A 22,980-nucleotide genomic window follows, 5' to 3' on the forward strand; every position below is an offset into this window, starting at 1 on the left:
CGTTCTTTATTCTGAGAGCCATTTTGCTGCATCTTTTGCATGATACGTAATGATGAGTTCTGCTCCTGCACGTTTCATGCTTGTCAGCATTTCAAGAACAAGCTCTTTTTCAGAAATCCACCCATTTTGAGCAGCGGCTTTGACCATTGCATATTCTCCGCTCACATTGTAAGCAACAATAGGGAGTGTAAATTCATTTTTCACATCACGCATAATGTCTAAATAAGAAAGAGATGGTTTCACAATGAGGAAGTCAGCTCCCTCTTCTACGTCAGATTGCGCTTCTCTTAGTGCCTCTAAACGGTTTGCAGGGTCCATTTGGTATGTTTTACGATCTCCAAACTGCGGTGTGCTATGCGCCGCGTCACGAAACGGACCATAAAACGCACTTGCATATTTCACAGCATATGACATGACAGGTACATGAATAAAGCCAGCTTCATCAAGCGCCTCACGAATGGCAATAACAAATCCATCCATCATATTGGAAGGAGCAATGATATCTGCACCTGCGCGCGCTTGGCTAACAGCAGTTTTCGCTAATAGCTGAAGAGATTCATCATTTAAAATTTCTCCATCTTCAACGATTCCGCAGTGTCCGTGATCTGTATATTGGCATAAGCAAGTGTCTGCAATGACCACAAGCTTTGGGAAATGCTTTTTGATCTCAAGCGTTGCTCTTTGAACAATGCCATGATCGTGATACGCCTCACTGCCCACATGGTCTTTATGATCTGGAACACCAAATACAATAATTGATTTGATGCCTAGGTCGACAAGCTCTTGGACTTCTTCTTTTACAAGGTCCACTGAAATGTGATAAACACCCGGCATTGAAGAGACTTCTTTTCTTACATTTTCTCCCTCTACAAAAAAGATCGGATAAATGAAATCAGATGGTCTTAAAAAGGTTTCTCTGACTAATTCTCTCATTCCTGCACTTGTCCGCAGTCTGCGGTGTCTGTTAAATTTCATCATTGGTTCAACTTCCTTTCAGATAAACGGCACATCAATTCAAGCATTCCGTCTATCGTATAAGTATCTGGGGTTTCAGAAGAAATCCCGTATTGAAGCAGCGCCTCTTTTGTCAGAGGACCGATCGTCACAAAACAGGTGTCAGAAGCAGCTAGCTTCGCTGCATCTGCCTCCATGGCATGCATAAATGAATGGACAGTGGATGAGCTCGTAAATGTAATAAAATCAAATGATTGCTTCGTCATTGCCGTTTTGAGAGCGGCAATTCCTTCCTCATCCTTGACCGTTTCATATAAAATCCATTCCTTTACTTCTATGCCAAGTGGAACAAGCGTTTTCTTCACGACATCTCGAGACAGGTGTCCTTTTGCTACAAACACACGCTCTCCCGGACGCACATGGTCAAGCAGCGCATCTGCGAGCTCTTCCGCTATGAATCGTTCTGGTACGACATCCACCTTCAAGCCGTGCTGCTCAAGATAGGCAGAGGTTTTCTCACCTACCGCAGCCACTTTCAAATGGGATAAACTCTTATGTAAATGATGGTCTTCTATGTAGCTCAGAAAAAAAGACGCCCCATTTACACTCGTGAAAACAAGCCATTGGCTATTTTCTAAGTCCTTTAAAAAGGCCTGCGCTTTTTCATTTGTGAGCGTAGGCTCAAACCGAATAAGAGAGGTTAAAACAGCATGGCCGTTCAGCTCTTCAATCTTCTGCTGAAACACACCCGCTTGACGTTCATTTCGAGTGACAAGCACCGTCTGTCCGTGAAGCGATTGGCCTATGGTCATTGGGAGGACAGATCCTTTTTCACCTTGTCGATTAAATCCTTTGCTCCCTTATCAGCCATCTGCTTCGCGCATGCTGTTCCAATTGCCTCAGGGTCAGAGCCTGATACAGTTTCTCGAATAATCGTGTGTCCGTCAGCAGATGCCACAAGACCCGTCAGTTCAATTTCATCGCGCTCATTTATCGTTGCATAGCCAGCGATCGGTACCTGACAGCTGCCATCCATTTGTTTGAGGAAGGCTCGTTCAGCGAGAACCGTTTTCTTTGTGTATTCATTCGTAAATTGAGCGAGGAGCTGCAATAGCTCTTCATCATCTCCGCGGCACTCAATTGACAAAGCGCCTTGGCCAACTGCGGGCAGGCAAGTCTCAGGAGATAAAAATTCAGACACGACCTCTTTGCTCCAGCCCATTCTGGACAGACCGGCAGCCGCTAGAATAATGGCATCATATTCTTCATTTTTCAACTTTTCCAATCTTGTATCAATGTTTCCTCGAATCCATTTAATGTTCAGATCTGGTCTTTCCTGAAGAAGCTGGGCACTGCGCCGTAAGCTGCTCGTTCCCACAATAGCACCCTTCGGCAGCTCGTGAAGACGCAGATGATCCTTCGATATAAGAGCGTCCCTTACATCTTCACGCTCAGGAATACAGCCAATGACTAATCCTTCAGGAAGAGCAGCCGGCATATCCTTCATACTGTGAACGGCCATATCGATGTCGTGATTTAGCATCGCCTGTTCAATTTCTTTGACAAACAGTCCTTTTCCGCCAACCTTTGATAAGGTCACATCTAAAATTTGATCACCCTTTGTCACAATCTCTTTTATTTCAAAAGAATAAGAAGGGTTTAGTTCAGACAGCTTTTGAATGACCCATTTTGTTTGTGTAATTGCAAGCTTACTTCTTCTAGAACCTACTTTAATTGTACGCAATTCGTCTTCCTCCCGACAATGCCCTTAAGACTCATCATTATTTATTGAAACCAATGAAAGGTTGATAAGCTACCAAGCAGAAAATAATTGATCATCAGCACAAGGAATGAACCGACATTCCACAGTGCCACGACTTTGCCCTGCATATTTCTCACCAATCTGATATATAAGTAAACACCATATAAAAACAGCATAATAAACGAACCAAGCACCTTTGTATCTGTCCAGTACAACGTATCATACGAAATATATGCCCAAATGATGCCAAGAATCAAACTAAGTAAGAGCATCGGCACGCCAATAATGTTTAATACGTATGCCATATGATCAAGCTTCGATAAATCTTCAATTCTTAGAAGCCATTTTCCCCATTTTTTCTTTTTCAGCAAACGATATTGAAAGAGATAGAGAAGAGAGAAAGCAAATGAAAGCGAAAAGGCGCCGTATGATAAAATCGCCATCGTAATATGGATCACTAGCAATTCACTCGTCAGCTTCCCCGTTAGTTCTGCTGAGTGGAGATCCGATGGTGTAAAGGTGTGAATCGCCATCAAGGAAAAACCGATGACATTTGTAAAAAAGACGATAAATTCAACACGCAGTACTTTTGTGAGAACAAGTGAAAGTGTCACAAGCACCCACGTATAAAAATATAACCCCTCTGCTACATTCAACACAGGGAATCGGTCTGTTTCCATCATAATATAGAACATGTAGACTGTTTGCAGCAGCCAGACAATAGAAAGCAACCAGAAAGCCATTTTTCCAGCCTTCCGGTTGTGTTGAAGAAAATCTATGAAATAGAACAAGACACTTAGTGCATAGATCAAGGTCGTCGCTTCGCCTAGTCTCGCTACAATGGATTCCATCATCGCTTAATCACTCACTGGCAACTGTAGCAAGGCCTTGTGCCATATTTGGTTTAAACAGCTGAAATGACCCTTGTTCCACCTGCATCGGCTCCGCCTTTTGCTCTTCATCTTCAACCTGTAAATCAAAGATTTCTTTGAAGAGTAAAAGTTTTTCCTCTGCATTCGGCTCCGCGGCAATTTCTTTTGCCTTTAAGATAGGATCTTTCAGCATTTGATTGATAATGCTTTTCGTATGTTTATTTAATAGCTTCATTTCACGATGTGTAAGATTCGGAAGCTTTCGCTCAATACTCTGCATCGTATCCGCTTGAATCGTCAGCGCCTTTTCTCTAAGTGCAGAAATGACAGGAACCACACCAAGCGTATTCAGCCATTGCTTAAATTCCACAATTTCTGCTTCAATGAGGAGCTCAACCTGCTCAGCCACCGCACGGCGTTCTTTTAAGTTAGCTGCCACGATGCCCTCAAGGTCATCAATGTCATACAAAAAAGCACCTTCTACTTCAGAAATGGCTGGATCTAAATCACGAGGGACAGCAATATCCACCATAAATAGAGGTCTGCCCTTCCGCTTTTTATTCGCACTTTCGACCATTTCTTTTGTAATGACAAATTGCTTCGCACCAGTGGAACTAATTAAAATGTCCGCTTCGGATAATGTTTTTTCCAATTGGTTTAAGCTTTTAGGCTCTCCTGAAAAACGGCCCGCCAATTCTTTTGCTTTCTCATACGTTCGATTGATAACCGTTACTTGACCAATCCCTTGACCTTGAAGGTTTTGAGCCGCTAGTTCGCCCATTTTACCCGCACCAAGAATCAGGACATGTTTATCAGAAAGACGTCCAAAGATTTTTTTCGCAAGCTCGACAGCTGCATAGCTGACAGACACGGCATTAGACGCAATGTCTGTTTCCGCATGAGAGCGTTTTGCAACGGTGACCGCCTGTTTGAATAAATAATTGAAAACGGTACCAATGGTCTTCTCCTCTTGAGCTACTTTAAAGCTAGAGCGCACTTGACCAAGTATTTGTGTTTCGCCAATCACCATGGAATCAAGTCCACAGGCCACACGGAATAAATGCTCGACCGCTCCATCATTTTCATAGAACTTCAAATACGGCGAGACATCTTCCTTTTCTAAACCGAACCAATCAGCTAAAAATCTTTTTATATAAAACCGTCCAGTATGAAGCTGATCTACCACTGCGTAGATCTCTGTTCGATTACATGTTGAGATGACGATATTCTCTAGAATGCTTTTTTCTTCTTTAAGCTTGGACATCGCTGTTCCGAGCTCGCTCGGTTCAAAGCTCAGCTGTTCCCGTATCTCAACAGGGGCTGTTTTATAATCTAAACCCACAACAAGAATATGCATAACTTCAGCTTGCACCCCCAACGCCCTGTCTAATTTATAATAATTACAATATAGAATTTATTATTTATAGTGATTATAACATATATTCATTTTTAACTGGATGAAAATTGTGAACAGATTTCAAAAATGTTGTGATATAGTAGAAAAATGTTCGACACCCATTATGCCATATCATCACTTCAAGCAATTTACCAGATTTGGCGCGTGCGGACAAATGATCTGCTTAAAAGAAGGTGACATCTTTGAAGAAGAAATCCATTTTGCTACCGCTCACTTTGCTGGCTGTAGCGCTATATGCCATTCTCTCAGGAGGTCAATTTGACATTTGGAAGGATCAAGAGAAATGGTATACACTCGTACTGCTTTTTGGCCTTGCTTTCTTATATCAAGGAAAGAAGGAGCAAGAAAGCGCTCATGTGTTTATCGGTATGCTGATGACGGGCCTTTCGCTACACTTTATTCTTCAGCCAAAATTGGACTACTGGCCAGACACATTTACGATGATCGTATTCATCGTTGGACTTGCTCTTTTTGTGAAATCATCTCAGAAAAAAGAATATCGTATTGAAAGTGTTGTTCTCATTGCACTCGGTCTGTTCCTTTATTTCTTTCAGCAAATTACAAAGCAGCTAAGTTCCCTTTCGATCCCTACTTCCGGTTTTGAATTGTACTGGCCTTATGTACTGATTGCTGTCAGTCTCCTCTTATTATTTTTAAAAAGGAAATAACTTATACAATAAAAAGGCATCTGCTCATGACAGATGCCTTTTTTTAGTTATTAATCTTCGCAAGGATGGCATTCCAGGCTTCGTCTTTTCCCTTTTTTGTTTCAGAAGAGAATAGGACTAGTTCATCTGATGGGGCAATGTCGAGTGTCTGTTTAACAACTTTCGCATGTTTTTCCCATTTGCCTTTTGGAATTTTGTCCGCCTTTGTTGCGATGACGATCACAGGAACGCCGTAATATTTCAGGAATTCATACATGTTCACATCATCTACTGATGGCTTATGACGCAGGTCCACAATTTGGACAACTGCTTTTAATTCTTCACGCATTGTAATATACGTTTCGATCATTCTACCCCAGGCTTCACGCTCTGTCTTTGATACTTTAGCAAAGCCGTAACCTGGAACGTCCACAAAATGGAGCATATCATTAATAATGTAGAAATTAAGCGTTTGAGTCTTACCTGGTTTAGAAGACGTACGTGCTAAATTTTTACGATTAATCAATGAGTTGATGAACGAGGACTTCCCAACATTTGATCGTCCAGCAAGAGCGATTTCAGGCAGTCCCCCGCTCGGGTACTGCTCTGGTTTTACCGCACTAATGACGATATCTGATTTTGTTACTTTCATCTTCCCTCTCCTACCAACGCTTTCTCAAGCACCTCATCTAAATGCGAGACCGGAATAAAGGTTAGTCCTTCTCTCACACTTTCAGGAATATCATCAATATCCTTCTCATTGTCCTTTGGAAGAATAATGGTTTTCAGTCCTGCACGATGTGCGCCTAATGCTTTTTCTTTTAGTCCGCCAATTGGAAGCACTCTTCCTCTTAACGTGATCTCTCCTGTCATACCAACCTCTTTTGACACAGGTCGTCCTGTGAGGGCTGATACAAGAGCCGTCGCAATGGTGATACCAGCTGATGGCCCGTCCTTTGGAACCGCACCCTCTGGAACATGGATATGAATATCATGCTTTTCATTAAAATTAGGATCAATGTTCAGTTCATCTGCTTTCGAACGAATATAACTGAATGCCGCCTGTGCAGATTCTCTCATGACATCACCAAGCTTACCTGTTAACAACAGCTTGCCTTTACCCGGAGAAAGTGATACCTCAATTGACAAGGTGTCTCCGCCAACAGTGGTATACGCAAGTCCTGTGACAACTCCCACTTGGTCTGTCGTTTCAGCCTGACCATAACGGTAAAGTCTTTTTCCGAGAAATTCAGATAAGTTCTTTTCTGTCACCGTGATGCGTTTGCGGTCTTCAGCCACAATCGCTCTTGCCGCTTTACGGCATATCGCCGCAAGCTGACGCTCTAATCCACGAACACCAGCTTCTCTTGTGTAATAGCGAATCGTATCATAAATCGCTGCTTCACGGAGCTGCAAGTTCCCTTTCTTTAATCCGTGCTCCTTTAGCTGCTTCGGCAGAAGGTGATCTTTCACAATTTCTGCTTTTTCAACCTCTGTATACCCTGCAATCGTGATAATCTCCATTCTATCACGAAGTGGACCTGGAATGGTTGCTAAATTGTTGGCAGTGGCAATAAATAGCACCTGAGACAAATCAAATGTTTCTTCAATATAGTGATCGCTAAAGTTATGATTTTGCTCTGGATCTAAGACTTCGAGCATCGCAGAAGATGGATCGCCTCTAAAATCAGAGGACATTTTATCAATTTCATCTAAAAGGAAGACCGGATTCATCGTTCCTGCCTTGCTCATTCCGCGAATGATACGGCCTGGCATCGCACCTACATACGTTCTTCTATGTCCACGAATCTCAGACTCATCACGCACACCGCCAAGGGAGATACGGATAAACTTTCGGTCAAGTGATTTGGCAATCGATTTGGCAAGTGACGTTTTCCCTACGCCAGGAGGTCCTGCTAAGCAAAGAATCGGTCCTTTTAACGAATTGGTCAGCTTCTGGACAGCAAGATATTCAAGCACCCGTTCTTTGACCTTTTCCAGCCCGTGATGCTCATCATCTAAAATTTCACTTGCAAGCTTTAAATCGAGACGATCTTCTGTATAGATGCCCCACGGGAGGCCGATCAGCCAATCAATATAATTTCGAATCACAGAGCTCTCAGCAGAGCTTGAAGGAATTTTTTCATAACGATTCAATTCTTTTAGCGCCGTTTCACGAACAGAATCCGGCATGCTCGACTCTTCGATTTTAGACATTAAAGAACTGACTTCGCCCGTTTTCCCTTCTTTGTCTCCAAGCTCCTTTTGAATGGCTTTCATTTGTTCACGTAAATAATATTCTTTTTGCGTTCGTTCCATTGAACGTTTCACGCGCTGCCCGATTTTCTTTTCAATCTCGAGCACTTCTTTTTCATTGTGAATTAAGCTGATGACCCGGTTCAGCCGTTTTTTGACATCTACTGTTTCCAGTACTTCTTGTTTGTCCTTTAATTTCAGCGGCAGGTGAGAAGCAACGATATCTGCCATTCTCCCCGGTTCTTCAATGTCCGTCACTGTTGCATATGTTTCAGCTGAGATTTTTTTTGAAATTTTTATGTATTGATCAAAGTGATCTAACAATGTACGCATGAGGGCTTCTGCTTCTGCGTCCTTTAATTCTTCTTCTGTCAATTCTTTAATGTCGACGGACGTATAGTCCTCCAGCTCGACATATGATTCGATCTGTGCTCGATTTAAGCCTTCAACGAGTACACGAATCGTTCCATTTGGCAGCTTCAGCATTTGTTTAATTTTTGTGTAGGTGCCGACTTTGAAAATTTCCTCTTCACCTGGTTCATCTATTGAAATTTCCCGCTGTGTAGCTAGAAAAATCATATGATCGTTCATCATCGCCTGTTCTAATGCTTGAACAGACTTTTCGCGTCCAACGTCCAAATGCAAGACCATTGTTGGATAAACAAGCAAACCTCGCAATGGAAGGAGCGGAACATTCTTTTTGATTTCATCTGCCATGTTGATTGACACCTCCGTCACTAGTATGAATCATTATAATATACCTGTTTCAGTCTTGTACAATGTAAAAGACTTGAGAAATGTTGATCTTACCGTAGTATACCCTTTCTTTTTATCTTGAAAAAGAAAAAAAGATCTATTTCACTAAAAAATCCCCATATGTGATGGGGATTAAACAGATTTTCTTTTCATTTCTTCTTCTAGTCCATCTTTCTTCTCGTCTGGCGGGTTAACCAAACACTGATCCAGCACTTCTTGGAAGTGCTTCACAGGCACAATGGTGACCCCTTCAATCTCTTTTAAGATCGACTGCTGGTTGTCATAAGGAATAATGACGGTTGTGGCACCAGCCTGCTTCGCTGCCTTTATCTTCGGTATCACACCACCGATCGGCTTCACCTGACCTTGCAATCCGATTTCACCCGTCATGGCTGTCAGATGATCAATCGGGATTTGATGTATGGCTGAGAAGATTGCGGTCGCCATGGCAATCCCAGCAGACGGCCCATCAATAGGGGCACCGCCTGGAAAATTAATATGGATGTCATATTCATTTGTCCGAATGCCTAAATTTCGAAGTACCGTTAATACATTTTCAACTGACCCTTTGGCCATACTTTTTCGTCTAATGGATTTCGATTGATTGCCAATGCTTTCTTCTTCTGCAATCCCTGTAATATTGATACTGCCTTTTTCAAGCGCCTTACAGATGTTCACTTCAATCTCAAGCAGGGCACCGCTGTTTGGTCCATAAACAGCCAGTCCATTGACTACCCCCACTTTTGGCTTTTCCGGTACTTTTTGTTCATATCTTGGTGTCAGCTGGCTCGAATGAATAACCCATTCTACATCTTCGATCGTGATGTCTTTTCGATTTTCCGTGACCGCCATGCCAGCGGCAATCTGCACCATGTTGACGGCTTCACGTCCATTTTTCACATAGGAGGTTAACAGGTTCAGCCCTTCATCACTTAATTCCTTTTGAATTTTTTGGACAGCCTTGGCAGCGACGATTTTCAGTTCATGCTGGTCAAGGTCTTTAAAGAAAATTTCGAGACATCTTGACCGGATCGCTGGTGGAATTTCGTCAGGTGTTCTTGTCGTGGCACCTATCAATCGAAAATCGGCCGGAAGTCCATTTTGGAAAATATCATGAATGTGATTCGGGATTTGGGTATTTTCTTCACTGTAGTAGGCACTGTCTAAAAAGACTTTCCGATCTTCCAGCACTTTGAGCATTTTGTTCATTTGGATCGGATGCAGTTCGCCAATTTCATCGATAAACAGAACCCCGCCATGAGCATGTGTGACGGCTCCTTGTTTTGGCTGCGGAATGCCTGCTTGCCCCATTGCTCCAGCCCCTTGGTAAATTGGGTCATGCACGGAACCAATAAGCGGATCTGCAATGCCTCGTTCATCGAATCTCGCGGTTGTGGCATCGAGCTCTACAAAGACCGCATCTTTTTTAAAAGGAGAATCAGCGTGACGCTTCGCTTCTTCCATCACAAGACGGGCAGCGGCTGTTTTACCGACTCCCGGTGGTCCGTAGACGATGACATGCTGTGGGTTCGGCCCGCATAGTGCCGCTTTTAGTGCACGAATGCCGTCTTCCTGCCCTACAATATCCTGAAACCCCTTTGGCCGGACTCTCTCTGATAAAGGTTCACTCAGCTTGATTGACCGCATCTTTCTGAGTGCCTCCATTTCTTTCTTTGACTCTTTGTCTATCGTCACCTTTTGTGTGCGCTGATTTCGCAGTAAGTTCCAAAAGTACAGCCCGATGACGATACCAAAGAACAGTTGTATGAATAAAACGATTCCTGTCCAGCTCAATCGGTGCTCCCTCCTTCATCTATCGTATGTATTGGTTTCTGTCTGCTAGTATTTCCTAGAGCTGGACGGAATAAACACAACTTCCACGATAAATAAAAAACTCCTGAATCAAAAGGATTCAGGAGTGAGACTACTCTTATGCAGATGTTTTCGTATCTTTATTAACGACTGTGCCGTCCTTTAACACAAGACGCGGCGACACGCCATCAGCAACTGTTGCACCAGTGATGACACATTTTTCAATATCATCACGTGATGGAAGGTCAAACATCACATCAAGCATGATGCCTTCAATGATTGAACGTAGACCACGAGCTCCTGTTTTACGCTCAATTGCTTTTTTCGCAATTTCGCTAAGAGCATCTTCTTCAAATTCTAGCTCTACATCATCAAGCTCAAGCATTTTTGTATACTGCTTAACGAGTGCATTTTTAGGCTTCGTCAAGATCTCTACAAGTGCTTTTTCATCTAACGGCTCTAGGCTTGCAATAACCGGCAAGCGGCCGATGAATTCTGGGATTAAACCGAAGCGAAGCAAGTCTTCTGGGAGTACTTTTGATAAAAGAACTTCTTTTTCAAGATCTTCGATTTTATTTTCCGCACCGAATCCAATGACTTTTTGACCTAAGCGGCGTTTGATGATTTGCTCAATGCCGTCAAAGGCTCCACCACAAATAAAGAGGATATTTGTTGTATCGATTTGAATGAATTCTTGATGAGGATGCTTACGTCCACCTTGAGGCGGTACACTAGCGACAGTTCCTTCAAGAATTTTCAATAGTGCTTGCTGAACACCTTCCCCAGATACATCACGAGTGATAGAAGGGTTTTCTGATTTTCTTGCTACTTTATCGATTTCATCGATGTAGATAATACCTTTTTCTGCTTTTTCTACATCATAATCGGCTGCTTGGATCAGCTTTAGTAAAATATTCTCTACGTCTTCACCAACATAACCTGCTTCAGTTAAAGATGTTGCATCTGCAATCGCAAATGGCACATTTAAAATACGAGCAAGCGTTTGAGCAAGTAATGTTTTACCGCTTCCTGTTGGCCCAATCATAGAGATATTACTTTTCGAAAGCTCAACATCATCAATCTTGCTGTTGGAATTGATCCGTTTGTAGTGATTATAAACAGCTACAGCTAAGGATTTCTTCGCATTTTCTTGGCCGATGACATATTCATCAAGAATCTCCCGAATTTCATGAGGCTTCGGAACATCCTTGAATTCAACTTCTTCCTCAGTGCCGAGCTCTTCTTCAACTATTTCCGTGCAAAGCTCGATACATTCATCACATATATATACGCCAGGTCCTGCGACCAGTTTACGCACTTGATCTTGCGTTTTTCCGCAAAACGAGCATTTTAATTGACCTTTTTCCTCGTTGAATTTAAACATTCTTTCACCCCTTATTCTTCTTCACTTGCCTGTAGCTAACAGTCAGCTACCTTTCTGGGTCCAGTATGTATGCATTTTACCATACTTTCCTAAAAGACGGTAATGATGTGTTTCTAACACTGCACATCGAGATATGTATAACAGAAAGATGCGACTTACACTATCGTTTCCAAAAGAAGCGATGATAAGTCAAAAATTGTACAAAACAAGGCACGAGTCACTCGCGCCCTGTTTTATTATTATGCACCATATTAACGGTTTTCTACAAGAAAATCAATTGCTTTACGAACTTTTAGATCTTCTTTCATTGCGTCAGTAGATCCGATCGCTTGTTTAATATTTTCAATTGGCATGTTGTATGCTTCAGCCATTTTTGAAAGCTCTTCTTCTACTTCTTCATCAGACACTTGTACGTTTTCTGCAGCAGCAATTGCTTCAAGTGTTAGGTTAGATTTTACGCGTTTAGCAGCATCTTCTTTCATTTGCTCTTTCAGCGCATTTTCATCTTGTCCTGAGAATTGGAAGTAAAGCTCAAGGTTCATTCCTTGCATTTGAAGGCGTTGTTCGAATTCTTTCATCATACGGTCTAGCTCTGTGTCAACCATCGCTTGTGGAATGTCAACTTCCGCATTTTCAGAAGCTTTCTCAACTAGCTCTTCACGAAGTTTACCTTCTGCTTCGTTTTCTTTCGCTTCTTCAAGACGTTTCTTTGTTTTTTCAGTTAGTTCAGCAAGAGTTTCTACTTCTTCATCAACATCTTTCGCGAACTCATCGTCAAGTGCTGGAAGTTCTTTTGCTTTGATTTCGTGAATTTTCACTTTGAATACAGCTGGTTTACCTGCAAGGTCTTCAGCATGGTATTCTTCTGGGAAAGTGACTTCTACGTCTTTTTCAGCTCCAGTTTCAAGACCAACTAACTGCTCTTCAAAACCAGGGATGAATGAATTAGAACCTACTTCAAGAGAGTAGTTCTCAGCTTTTCCGCCTTCGAATGCTTCTCCATCAACGAATCCTTCGAAATCAAGAACAACTGTATCGCCGTTTTCGATTGCGCCTTCTTCTTTGACAACAAGCTCAGCTTGACGGTTTTGCATGCCTTTTAACTCTTCTTGTACATCTTCATCAGTGACAGTAGCGTCGTCTTTTTCTACGTTAAGACCTTTGTAGTCACCAAGTTTCACTTCAGGCTTCACTGTTACTTTTGCAGTGAAGATTAAGCTTTCGCCTTTTTCGATTTTCTCAACATCGATTTCAGGGCGGTCAACTGGCTCGATACCAGCTTCGTCGATTGCTTTTGGATACTCAACTGGAAGAAGAATATCTAATGCATCTTGATAAAGAGATTCTACACCAAAACGCTGTTCGAAAAGACCACGTGGTACTTTCCCTTTACGGAATCCAGGGATCGATACTTGCTTAACAACTTTCTTAAACGCATCATCAAGTGCTTTGTTAAATGTTTCAGCATCAACTTCTACCGTTAAGATGCCTTCGTTACCTTCTTGTTTTTCCCATTTTACTGACATGTGTGTTTCCCTCCAGAAATCTATTCAGATTGTGCGTTGTTACATTCTAAAGCATCATAAAGACTTCGTCCAATTAAAAACCACGCACGCCGCTAAAGAAGCGGTATTATGTATACAACATTTGACTTGATTATACATATCGTCTTTCAACCATTGGAATCGACAACTGCACGATATATGCACAAATACAACCATTATATTATAACATAACAAGTCCGTCTTTCAACTAAATCGACAAATTACAAATAAGAAATTTCTTCAATATCTTTCAGCATTGTGCAAGCTTCTCTCAGCTCTCGTTCATCAAATTCATACAATAGATGCAATTCTTCGAGGTCAATCTCGATCCCATGCATTTCATAGCCGACTTTATGAAGTGCTGCTGCCCAAAGATTCGGATCTGTGTATTTAGGAAGAAATGGATATAGTACAAATAAGTGCCGGCGCCATAACTCTTCCACGCCTTGATAAAGGGTTGGGTTCTCATTGCCGAGTGTATCATCGAGCTTTCGAAGGACTTGCTGAAGCAGCGGCATTTGCTCTGGTTTAACAGCCTCAGAAGGAACAAGCGTTAAAGAATCACCGAACTTCGTCACATGAACCGGCTTTGCCACATCATGATCTGACAGAAGCTGCAGAATCAATGATTTGACCAAAGGGTTTCCATCAGGCTTTTGTAGGATCGTATTTAATAGACCCATGTGCGGCGTGATGTTTCGGTCTTTCAGCGAATGGATGAACTGCACCTGCTCCTCTGGACGCTCGAGCAGATCATCTATATTGATTTCACTGCCGTCCTCTTCATCTTCATCTAAAATCTGTTCAGGCGATTCGATCATTTTTCTACTAAATTCGAGCAGCTTGTAAAAATGCTCCGCGCTTTCTGCTGGAAGGTGGTTTTCCTCAAGTACTGCTTCAATTGTCTGCTTCACTTCTTCATATTCTTTCAGCTGAATTAAGATTGTCATATACACTTGAAGCACGGTGAAGTAATGACCATATCCTTCATGCAGCATCTTTTCACACACACGCTTTGCATCCTGCAGCTCGCCCAGCTCCAGAAAACAAATCGCCATACCGAGATGAATATCGGATTCTTCATCGTCATCATAAGATTTTGCTTCTGAAAACAAGTGAAGTGCCTCTTGATACTGTTTATCTTTTAATGCTGCCATTCCTTTTTCAATCAGTCTTTCTTTCAGACCAGGAAACAAAATGACATTATCTTTCTTCTTGTCATGTTTCATGCTTACGTTCCTTTCGGGCGCATATTTTTTATCAGTTTACCAACGAAGGTTAGTAAACACAAGTAACGAGAGGTTTTCATGCAAAAAAGAAGCCGTCACACCTCGGGCGGACGGCTTCTTGTTGTTTACGCACGCAGCCAGCTGCTGCGCTTATCTTCAAATGCTTGAATGTCATCTTCTAGTAGTAAAGTTAATGAGATTTCATCATAGCCATTCAGGAGCATTTCTCTCCAGTGAGGATCCACATCAAAAGGAGTGATATTCCCTTCGTGATCTTCTATTTGCTGTTTTTCAAGATCAACCGTCATCTCATACCCTTTGTTCTCATATGACGCAGCAAATGTTTTCCACACATCATAATCAAGACGAATCGGAAGCATCCCATTTTTAAAACAGTTTTGGTGAAAAATATCTGCGAATGATGGTGCGATGACAATTTTGAAACCATAATCATCAAGTGCCCAAGGAGCATGTTCCCTTGATGATCCGCAGCCAAAGTTTTCTCCTGCGATCAAAATGGATGAACCTTCATAAATCGGCTGATTCAGTTCGAAATCAGGGTTTGGGCTGCCATCGGCTAAATACCGCCAGTCGAAAAAGGCAAACCGGCCATATCCTGTTCGTTCAATTCTTTTCAAAAATTGCTTCGGAATAATTTGATCTGTATCTACGTTGATACGGTTAAGCACAGCGGCTTTTCCTTTGTGTGTGACTAAAGGCTCCATCTATGACAACTCCTTACACGACTGTTTTCTCTTGATTAAACTTCCTGACATCGACAAATCGGCCATGTATTGCAGCCATTGCGGCCATTGCCGGGCTGACAAGATGCGTTCTCGCACCTTTTCCTTGACGACCCTCAAAGTTACGGTTTGATGTGGATGCGCAGCGTTCACCTTCTGGTACCACATCGTTATTCATACTTAGACACATACTGCAGCCAGATTCTCTCCATTCAAATCCTGCTTCAAGGAAGATTTCATGAAGACCTTCTTCTTCTGCTTGCAATTTGACGCTTTGAGAGCCAGGCACGACAATCGCTCTGACATGATCAGCTACCTTTTGTCCTTCTATCATAGAAGCTGCTTGGCGTAAATCAGTCATTCTTGAGTTCGTACATGAGCCAATAAACACATGCTCAATCGTAATATCTTCAATACGCTGATGCGGATGAACCCCCATGTATTCGTACGCACGAATCGCTTCTTTTTGGTCATCCTCTTGCGCAAAATCATCAGGTCCTGGGATGGATGCATCTACAGGCAGCACCATTCCTGGGTTAATTCCCCATGTGACCATTGGTGAAATCTCATTCCCATCTAAAACAATCGTTTTATCATAGGTTGCACCCGGATCTGTTTTAAGTTCTTCCCATTCTTTAATCGCTGCTTCGAAGTCTTCTCCCTGCGGTGCATATTTGCGGCCGCGGCAATATTCAAAGGTGACTTCATCAGGTGCAATCAATCCTGCTCTTGCGCCTGCTTCAATCGACATATTACAAACGGTCATACGTTCATCCATCGTCATGTTTCTGAATACTTCCCCAGTGTATTCAATGACATAACCTGAGCCGAACTTCACGCCGTGTGCACCAATGACGGCTAAAATGACATCTTTGGCCGTTACCCCTTTTTGAAGCTTTCCGTCTACTCTAATTTCTAACGTTTTCGGACGCTGCTGCCAAAGTGTTTGTGTAGAAAGTACATGTTCAACCTCACTTGTACCGATCCCAAAGGCAAGTGCGCCAAACGCGCCGTGAGTTGATGTATGACTATCTCCACAAACGATTGTTTTCCCCGGAAGTGTCAATCCAAGCTCAGGTCCAACGACATGGACGATTCCTTGGTCAACACTGTGAAGGTCAGCAAGACGAACACCAAATTCCGCACAGTTGCGCTCTAAGGCACTCACTTGCTTTTTAGCAATCTCATCTTTGATCACAAATCGATTCACAGTTGGGATGTTGTGATCCATCGTCGCAAACGTGTTTTGAGGTCTTCTCACCTTGCGCCCTTTTTGTCTTAATCCTTCAAATGCTTGAGGTGATGTCACTTCATGCACCAAGTGCAGATCAATATATAAAAGGTCTGGTTTTCCCTCGCCGCTTTTGACTACATGCTGATCCCATATTTTTTCGATGATTGTTCGAGGCATAACCCTTTTCCTCCCTCTACCTAATTCCACAAGATTCTATTTATACAATGGTTTGCACGCGCTGCTTGAGTGCGTCTACAACTGCATTAGTGATTTCTTTAGTCGTTTGATATGTTCCCTCTTTTGCTGCTAAATCTTTTGTTCGTTTGCCAGAGGCAAGAACAGTTTCCACAGCTTCCTCTATTGCAGCTGCTTCTTCTTCTAATGCAAAGGATGTTCTAAGCAAGCTTGCTGCTGATAAAATGGTTGCCAGAGGGTTTGCAACGTTTTGCCCCGCAATATCGGGTGCTGAACCATGAATCGGCTCATATAAATGAAGGCCGGTGCTTGATAGACTGGCAGATGGCAGCATACCGAGTGATCCAGTAATCATTGAAGCCTCGTCACTTAAGATGTCACCAAACATATTCTCTGTCACAATGACATCAAATTGTGCAGGCTTATAAATCAGCTGCATGGCGGCATTATCAACGAGCATGTGCTCAAATTCAACGTCTGGATATTGAGAAGCTACTTCTTCTACCGCATCTCGCCATAGTTTACTAGAAGCCAGAACATTCGCTTTATCCACAGACGTTACTTTTTTCCGTCTCGTTAACGCCATGTCGAATGCTTCTTTTAGTACACGGACAATCTCTTCCTTTGTATAAAGAAGCGTATCAACCGCAGCTTCTTTTCCTTCTTCATCTGTATAGCGCTCGCTTGGTTCACCAAAATAGAGACCGCCTGTTAATTCACGAACGATGACAAAATCGACTCCGTTAATGTGAGCCTGTTTTAACGGTGACGCCTCGCTTAAGCTATCGAACACTTTGACAGGACGAATATTAGCAAATAAGTCCAATTGTTTGCGGATGGCGAGCAAGCCTTTTTCCGGACGAAGCTCTGGTGGGTTTTGATCCCATTTTGGTCCGCCGACTGCTCCTAATAAAATCGCATCCGCGCTCTTGCAGACATCAACCGTTTCTTTTGGGAGCGGATTGTTTTTTTCATCTATTGCGATACCACCAATGAGCGCCGTTTCGAATTCGAATTCGTGCCTAAATTGAGCCGCTGTCTCTTTGAGGACAGCGACCGCTGATATCACAACTTCCGGTCCGATTCCATCGCCGGGCAAAAGTGCAATTTTCTTTTTCATGAGGACCTACCTCCTTTCCTATGAGATCGCGTGATGTTTCTCAATTTCAATGAGATTTGATTTAAAGATTAAATGCCTGTTTACTGCATTGACGTAGGCTTTCGCCGATGCTTCCAGCACATCTTGCGCTACACCGCGTCCAGCTGTTTCTTTTCCTTCTATTGAAACATTCACATATACTTCCGCTAGTGCATCTCTGCCTTTTCCATTTGATTGAATACGGTAGTCTAGCAAATGAATTCTTTCCTCCATACAGCGCTCCAGTGTGTTGTACACAGCTTCTACACTGCCTGCGCCTGTAGCTGCTTCTTGAATAACTTCTTGTGTTTCTTGATTTTTCAGAGAGACCGTTGCTGTCGGCATCTGTTCTGTTCCATAATGCACTTGAAGACTTTCAAATTCGTAGCCAATTTTTCGGTCTGCTACTTTTTCTTCCAATATAATAGAAATCAAATCATCATCTGTGATTTCTTTTTTCTTCTCCGTCAAATTCTTGAAGGTTTCGAAGAACTTATTGATTTCTTCTTCTGTTAGTTTAAAACCTAACGTTTTCATGCGGTCTTTAAACGCATGTCTTCCGGAGTGTTTCCCAAGGACAAGTACATCTGTTGTCACACCGACAAGCTCTGGAGAAATGATTTCATAGGTTGTTTTTTCTTTGAGGAAACCGTCTTGGTGAATACCTGATTCATGTGCAAAAGCGTTGTTACCAACGACAGCTTTATTGCGCGGTACAATCATGCCTGAGTATTTGCTCACTACATCACTTGTACGCTTAATTTCATTCAATTGAATCGTTGATTCGACCTGGTAGAAGTCTTTTCGAATATGAAGAGCGACTGCAATCTCTTCTAAAGCGGCATTTCCTGCACGTTCTCCAATTCCGTTAACAGCAGTTTCAATTTGATTTGCTCCATTTTCAATGGCTGCAAGTGAGTTTGCTACAGCCATCCCTAGATCATCATGACAGTGAGCAGACAAGTTGACGCGGTCGATATTTGGAACATGTTCCTTCATATATTTAAAGATATTGCCATACTCTTTTGGCGCTAAGTATCCAACTGTATCTGGCAAGTTAATGACACTCGCTCCAGCGTCAATGACCTTCTCTACAATTTCTGCTAAGAAAGCAAGATCTGTACGACATGCATCTTCTGCTGACCACTGGACAACTGGAAAACGTTCCTTCGCGTATTTCACCATGGAGACAGCCTGTTCTACGACCTCTTCACGTGTTTTCTTTAGTTTATGCTCCAAGTGAATATCAGAAGTAGCGATAAAGATATGAATTCTTGGTTCCACTCCATCTTTTAACGCTTCCCATGCAGCATCAATGTCACCTTTTACACATCTCGCAAGACCAGCAACTGAACAATTTTTGATCGTTCTAGCAATTTCTTGTACGCCTAAGAAATCCCCTCGGGATGAAGCGGGAAAACCCGCTTCAATGATATTAACCCCAAGGCGCTCAAGCTGCTTTGCGATGATTAGCTTTTCTTGTGCATTTAAGTTCACTCCTGGTGATTGCTCTCCATCTCGAAGTGTTGTGTCAAAAAAATTAATTTTCCGCACCGACGCTCACCGCTTCCTTTTTCTTTCCTTGTTTGACGAAAGGCATCATTTCACGAAGCTTTCTTCCAACGATTTCAATTTGGTGCTCATTTTCATTAGCATTGATCGCATTGAAACGTGGACGATTCACTTGGTTTTCAACAATCCATTCTTTTGCAAATGTTCCGTTTTGGATATCAGTCAAGACGGCTTTCATCGATTCTTTTACGTTTGCATCCACAACGCGTGGTCCTGATACGAAGTCACCCCATTGTGCTGTATCAGAGATTGAATATCTCATGCCTTCTAATCCTTCTTCGTACATAAGGTCAACGATCAGTTTCAGTTCATGTAGACACTCGAAGTATGCAAGCTCTGGCTGATAACCTGCTTCTGTTAATGTTTCAAATCCTGCTTTCACTAGTGAAGTAAGACCCCCGCAAAGGACTGCTTGCTCACCGAATAGATCCGTTTCCGTTTCTTCTTTAAATGTTGTTTCAAGAACGCCCGCTCTTGCTCCACCAATTGCTTTTGCATAAGCAAGTGCTTTATCTTTCGCTTGACCAGATACATCTTGATAGATGGCAAATAGTGCAGGTACACCAGCGCCTTGCTCATATGTTCTTCTCACAAGATGTCCTGGACCTTTTGGAGCCACAAGATACACATCTACGTCACTTGGAGGAACGATTTGATGGAAATGAACGTTGAATCCGTGTGCGAATACAAGTGAGTTGCCTGCTTCTAATTGATCTTTGATTTCTTCGTCATATACTTTCTTTTGCTGCTCATCTGGAAGTAGCACCATGACGATGTCTGCTTGTGCTGCCGCTTCTTTTACTGTGAATACTTGATGGCCGTCTTCTTGTGCTTTTGTATAAGATCCGCCTTTTCTCACGCCGACGATGACATCTACGCCGCTTTCTTTTAAGTTCAATGCATGTGCATGACCTTGTGATCCATATCCAATGATGGCAACCTTTTGACCATTTAATACGTTTTCTTGAATATCACCGTTATAATATACTTTTACCATTTGACTCTCTCCTTTTGTTTAGACAATTGAAATTGTTTTATTTTGTTGCGGCTTTTGCTGATTATCTCTCGCAAAGGCCGTGGTGCCAGTTCTGGCGACTTCTTTAATGCCGTATGGCTTAAGTAATTCAATGAGTGCTTCAATTTTTGAAGACTCACCTGTCACCTGAATGACGACACTCTCTCTGCTAACATCTACAATAGAAGCTCTAAAAGGTTCAATGACCCCCGTGATCTCCATTCTAGATGCTGGTGCAGATACGACTTTTATCAAAGCCAGCTCTCGCTGAACGATTGATTGGTTTGTAATGTCTGTTACTTTCAGAACATCGATTTGTTTGTTCAGCTGTTTTGTCAGCTGTTCGATGTCTTTCTCTTGGTCTACATGGACGACGAACGTGATGCGTGATACATCTTGAATCTCAGAATGGCCGACCGTAATGCTTTCAATGTTGTAGTGTCTTTTAGTAAAGAGGCCTGTGATTCTGTTCAGTACGCCTGATCGATTTAATACAGTCAACACAATAATTCTTTTCAAGGTTTCACCCCCACCATCTCATGAAGTCCTTTCCCCGGTGCTACCATCGGGAATACTTTTTCATCTCTCGCTACATTGACATCGATGAAAACAGGCTCTCTAGAGGTTAGCGCTTCTTCAAGCTTTTCTTTCGCCTCTTCGTCTGATGAGATTCTGATTCCTTTAATGCCATAAGCTTCAGATAATTTGACGAAGTCTGGCTGCTCTGAAAATTTAGAATGTGAGTAGCGTTCTTCGTAGAAAATTTCTTGCCATTGTCTTACCATTCCAAGGCAGTGATTATTGAGCACAATCACTTTGACTGGAAGGTTCAGCTCACGGATAACGGCAAGTTCTTGCAGGGTCATTTGGAAACCTCCGTCTCCTAAAATCGCTACAACGGTTGCCTCTTGATCAGCTAGCTGAGCGCCGATGGCTGCTGGTAATCCGAAGCCCATTGTGCCAAGGCCTCCAGATGTTACCCACTTATCTGCATTTTCAAATGGATAGAACTGTGCTGCCCACATTTGATGCTGTCCCACATCAGTTGCGACAATGGCTTCACCTTTTGTAAATTGATGAATGTATTCAATCAGCTTTTGAGGCTTAAAGCCTTCAGCTTCGTTTTCGACGTACCAGAGTGGATATTCTTCCTTCCACTGATCTAATTGGTTTTTCCATTCGTCAGCATCTGCTTGTTTCCCGTCTTGCTTGATCAGTTCTTCAAGGACTAGCTTACTGTCTCCAACAACCGGGATATGGGTATGAATGTTCTTGCCGATTTCCGCTGGGTCGATGTCAATATGAGCGACCTTCGCATGTTTCGCAAAGTGATTGAGATTGCCAGTTACCCTGTCATCGAATCTCGCACCGATTGAAATGAGCAAATCACATTGATGAAGAGCCATGTTCGCCGCATATGTGCCATGCATACCAGCCATCCCTAGGAAAAGAGGATGCTTTGCCGGGAAGCCGCCAAGTCCTAGCAGTGTATGAGCGACTGGAATTTGCTGCTGCTCTACATACTGCCTTAATTCTTCAGATGCTTTGCCATGAAGAACGCCAGCTCCTGCTAGAATGACCGGTTTCTTCGCTCTGCTGACAGCTTCTACTAATTTGCGAATTTGCAAATAGTTCGGCTCTACTTTTGGCTGATAACCAGGTAAATCAATTGGCTGATCGTATTCAAACGTTCCTTCAATACCTGCCACATCTTTTGGAATATCAATCAAGACTGGACCAGGTCTCCCTGTCGTTGCGATGTGGAATGCTTCTTTAATGACACCCGGTAGTTCCTCTGGATTTCTCACCTGGTAGCTGTGCTTTGTGATAGGCATTGTGATGCCGAGCACATCTGCTTCCTGGAAAGCGTCTGATCCAATAACTGAGGTTGCCACCTGTCCTGTGAAGACAACAAGAGGAAGTGAATCAATCATTGCATCTGCAATTCCTGTGACAAGGTTTGTCGCTCCTGGTCCTGATGTTGCAATGACAACACCTGGTTTACCAGATACTCTAGCGTATCCTTCTGCTGCATGAATCGCTCCCTGCTCATGCCTTGGCAGGACATGAAATAAACCAGAATCATAAATTTTATCGTAGATCGGTAAAACCGCTCCGCCTGGATATCCGAAAATGACTTCTACTTTTTCTCTTTTGAGTGCTTCAATTAGCATGAGTGCACCGTTCATCGTTTGTGATGCTTTAGATGTTTCCGTCTCCACTTGTACATTTGTCCCCATTTGATTTCCTCCTCTTTGTCTTGCTTCAGTCAAGTTTTTTCACCCTTTTCCATTCAAAATCGAGTTTTTAGACCATATAAAAAAGCCTTCTCACCCCACAATGACACTACTTTTCACTAGGTCAAAGGGGCGAAAAAGCTTTGTTTTTCGCGGTACCACCCTTGTTCACGGCAAAATCAGCTGCCGTCTCATGGACATCTTTCATCCATT

General features: G+C 42.6%; 19 protein-coding genes and 1 other annotated feature (1 of these 20 cut by a window edge). Of the genes, 1 reads left to right on the top strand and 18 read right to left on the bottom strand.

Annotation, left to right across the window (positions count from 1 at the left end; genetic code table 11):
- Positions 1–6: 6 nt before the first annotated feature.
- From hemB to hemA, 5 genes are read right to left on the bottom strand one after another with little or no spacing between them, the layout of a single operon-like run.
- Entirely contained in the window at positions 7–978 is a 972-nt protein-coding gene (gene hemB / locus NSQ36_RS12825; protein WP_327839436.1) for a porphobilinogen synthase, read from the bottom strand.
- Complete coding sequence (locus NSQ36_RS12830) at positions 975–1,766, bottom strand: uroporphyrinogen-III synthase (RefSeq protein WP_003216187.1); 792 nt, start codon at positions 1,764–1,766, stop codon at positions 975–977. Before NSQ36_RS12830 ends, hemB begins: the two co-directional genes overlap by 4 nt.
- On the bottom strand, positions 1,763–2,698 hold the full coding sequence (gene hemC, locus NSQ36_RS12835) for a hydroxymethylbilane synthase (protein ID WP_003216588.1): 936 nt from the start codon (positions 2,696–2,698) through the stop codon (positions 1,763–1,765). The genes NSQ36_RS12830 and hemC overlap by 4 nt, the downstream gene beginning before the upstream one ends.
- A gap of 41 nt (positions 2,699–2,739) precedes the next feature.
- A complete protein-coding gene (locus NSQ36_RS12840; protein WP_050943641.1) occupies positions 2,740–3,570 on the bottom strand; it encodes a cytochrome c biogenesis protein in 831 nt (276 codons plus the stop codon).
- Between the two features lie 7 nt (positions 3,571–3,577).
- Positions 3,578–4,945 carry a glutamyl-tRNA reductase gene (gene hemA / locus NSQ36_RS12845; RefSeq protein WP_106029071.1) on the bottom strand — a complete coding sequence of 456 codons (1,368 nt, stop codon included), beginning with the start codon at positions 4,943–4,945 and terminating at the stop codon, positions 3,578–3,580.
- 242 nt (positions 4,946–5,187) lie between these two features.
- Here hemA and NSQ36_RS12850 point away from each other — a divergent pair, with 242 nt between their 5' ends.
- Positions 5,188–5,673 (top strand): hypothetical protein, encoded by a 486-nt coding sequence (locus NSQ36_RS12850; RefSeq protein ID WP_044139987.1) that lies wholly within the window; start codon positions 5,188–5,190, stop codon positions 5,671–5,673.
- A gap of 43 nt (positions 5,674–5,716) precedes the next feature.
- Here NSQ36_RS12850 and yihA read toward each other — a convergent pair whose 3' ends face one another.
- The 13 genes from yihA to ilvB all read right to left on the bottom strand — a co-directional run bounded on the left by yihA (position 5,717) and on the right by ilvB (position 22,770).
- Positions 5,717–6,304 carry a ribosome biogenesis GTP-binding protein YihA/YsxC gene (yihA, locus tag NSQ36_RS12855; RefSeq protein WP_003216344.1) on the bottom strand — a complete coding sequence of 196 codons (588 nt, stop codon included), beginning with the start codon at positions 6,302–6,304 and terminating at the stop codon, positions 5,717–5,719.
- Positions 6,301–8,625, bottom strand: coding sequence for an endopeptidase La (gene lon / locus NSQ36_RS12860; protein WP_003216539.1), 2,325 nt, complete (start codon positions 8,623–8,625; stop codon positions 6,301–6,303). Before lon ends, yihA begins: the two co-directional genes overlap by 4 nt.
- 171 nt (positions 8,626–8,796) lie before the next feature.
- Positions 8,797–10,458 carry an ATP-dependent protease LonB gene (lonB, locus tag NSQ36_RS12865; RefSeq protein ID WP_003216675.1) on the bottom strand — a complete coding sequence of 554 codons (1,662 nt, stop codon included), beginning with the start codon at positions 10,456–10,458 and terminating at the stop codon, positions 8,797–8,799.
- Between the two features lie 136 nt (positions 10,459–10,594).
- Complete coding sequence (gene clpX, locus NSQ36_RS12870) at positions 10,595–11,860, bottom strand: ATP-dependent protease ATP-binding subunit ClpX (protein WP_003216176.1); 1,266 nt, start codon at positions 11,858–11,860, stop codon at positions 10,595–10,597.
- 251 nt (positions 11,861–12,111) lie between these two features.
- On the bottom strand, positions 12,112–13,386 hold the full coding sequence (tig, locus tag NSQ36_RS12875) for a trigger factor (protein WP_226803790.1): 1,275 nt from the start codon (positions 13,384–13,386) through the stop codon (positions 12,112–12,114).
- Between the two features lie 239 nt (positions 13,387–13,625).
- Positions 13,626–14,633 (bottom strand): DNA damage checkpoint antagonist DdcA, encoded by a 1,008-nt coding sequence (ddcA, locus tag NSQ36_RS12880; RefSeq protein WP_050943638.1) that lies wholly within the window; start codon positions 14,631–14,633, stop codon positions 13,626–13,628.
- A 125-nt stretch (positions 14,634–14,758) separates the two neighbouring features.
- Entirely contained in the window at positions 14,759–15,358 is a 600-nt protein-coding gene (leuD, locus tag NSQ36_RS12885) for a 3-isopropylmalate dehydratase small subunit (protein ID WP_003216415.1), read from the bottom strand.
- A 13-nt stretch (positions 15,359–15,371) separates the two neighbouring features.
- Positions 15,372–16,787 (bottom strand): 3-isopropylmalate dehydratase large subunit, encoded by a 1,416-nt coding sequence (leuC, locus tag NSQ36_RS12890; protein ID WP_321999441.1) that lies wholly within the window; start codon positions 16,785–16,787, stop codon positions 15,372–15,374.
- 40 nt (positions 16,788–16,827) lie between these two features.
- The gene (gene leuB, locus NSQ36_RS12895; protein WP_321999442.1) at positions 16,828–17,925 is read right to left on the bottom strand and encodes a 3-isopropylmalate dehydrogenase; all 1,098 of its coding nucleotides are present in this window, start codon (positions 17,923–17,925) and stop codon (positions 16,828–16,830) included.
- A gap of 18 nt (positions 17,926–17,943) precedes the next feature.
- Positions 17,944–19,497, bottom strand: coding sequence for a 2-isopropylmalate synthase (locus NSQ36_RS12900; RefSeq protein WP_050943635.1), 1,554 nt, complete (start codon positions 19,495–19,497; stop codon positions 17,944–17,946).
- A complete protein-coding gene (gene ilvC / locus NSQ36_RS12905; RefSeq protein ID WP_003216490.1) occupies positions 19,484–20,512 on the bottom strand; it encodes a ketol-acid reductoisomerase in 1,029 nt (342 codons plus the stop codon). Before ilvC ends, NSQ36_RS12900 begins: the two co-directional genes overlap by 14 nt.
- Positions 20,513–20,530: 18 nt before the next feature.
- Entirely contained in the window at positions 20,531–21,049 is a 519-nt protein-coding gene (gene ilvN / locus NSQ36_RS12910; protein WP_003216637.1) for an acetolactate synthase small subunit, read from the bottom strand.
- Positions 21,046–22,770, bottom strand: coding sequence for an acetolactate synthase large subunit (ilvB, locus tag NSQ36_RS12915; RefSeq protein WP_226803792.1), 1,725 nt, complete (start codon positions 22,768–22,770; stop codon positions 21,046–21,048). Before ilvB ends, ilvN begins: the two co-directional genes overlap by 4 nt.
- A 122-nt stretch (positions 22,771–22,892) precedes the next feature.
- Positions 22,893–22,980: a binding site (T-box leader), on the bottom strand; it runs 159 nt beyond the window's last position.

It is taken from the genome of Bacillus sp. FSL W8-1143, assembly GCF_037965155.1.
In the GTDB taxonomy this organism is placed as follows: domain Bacteria; phylum Bacillota; class Bacilli; order Bacillales; family Bacillaceae; genus Bacillus; species Bacillus pumilus.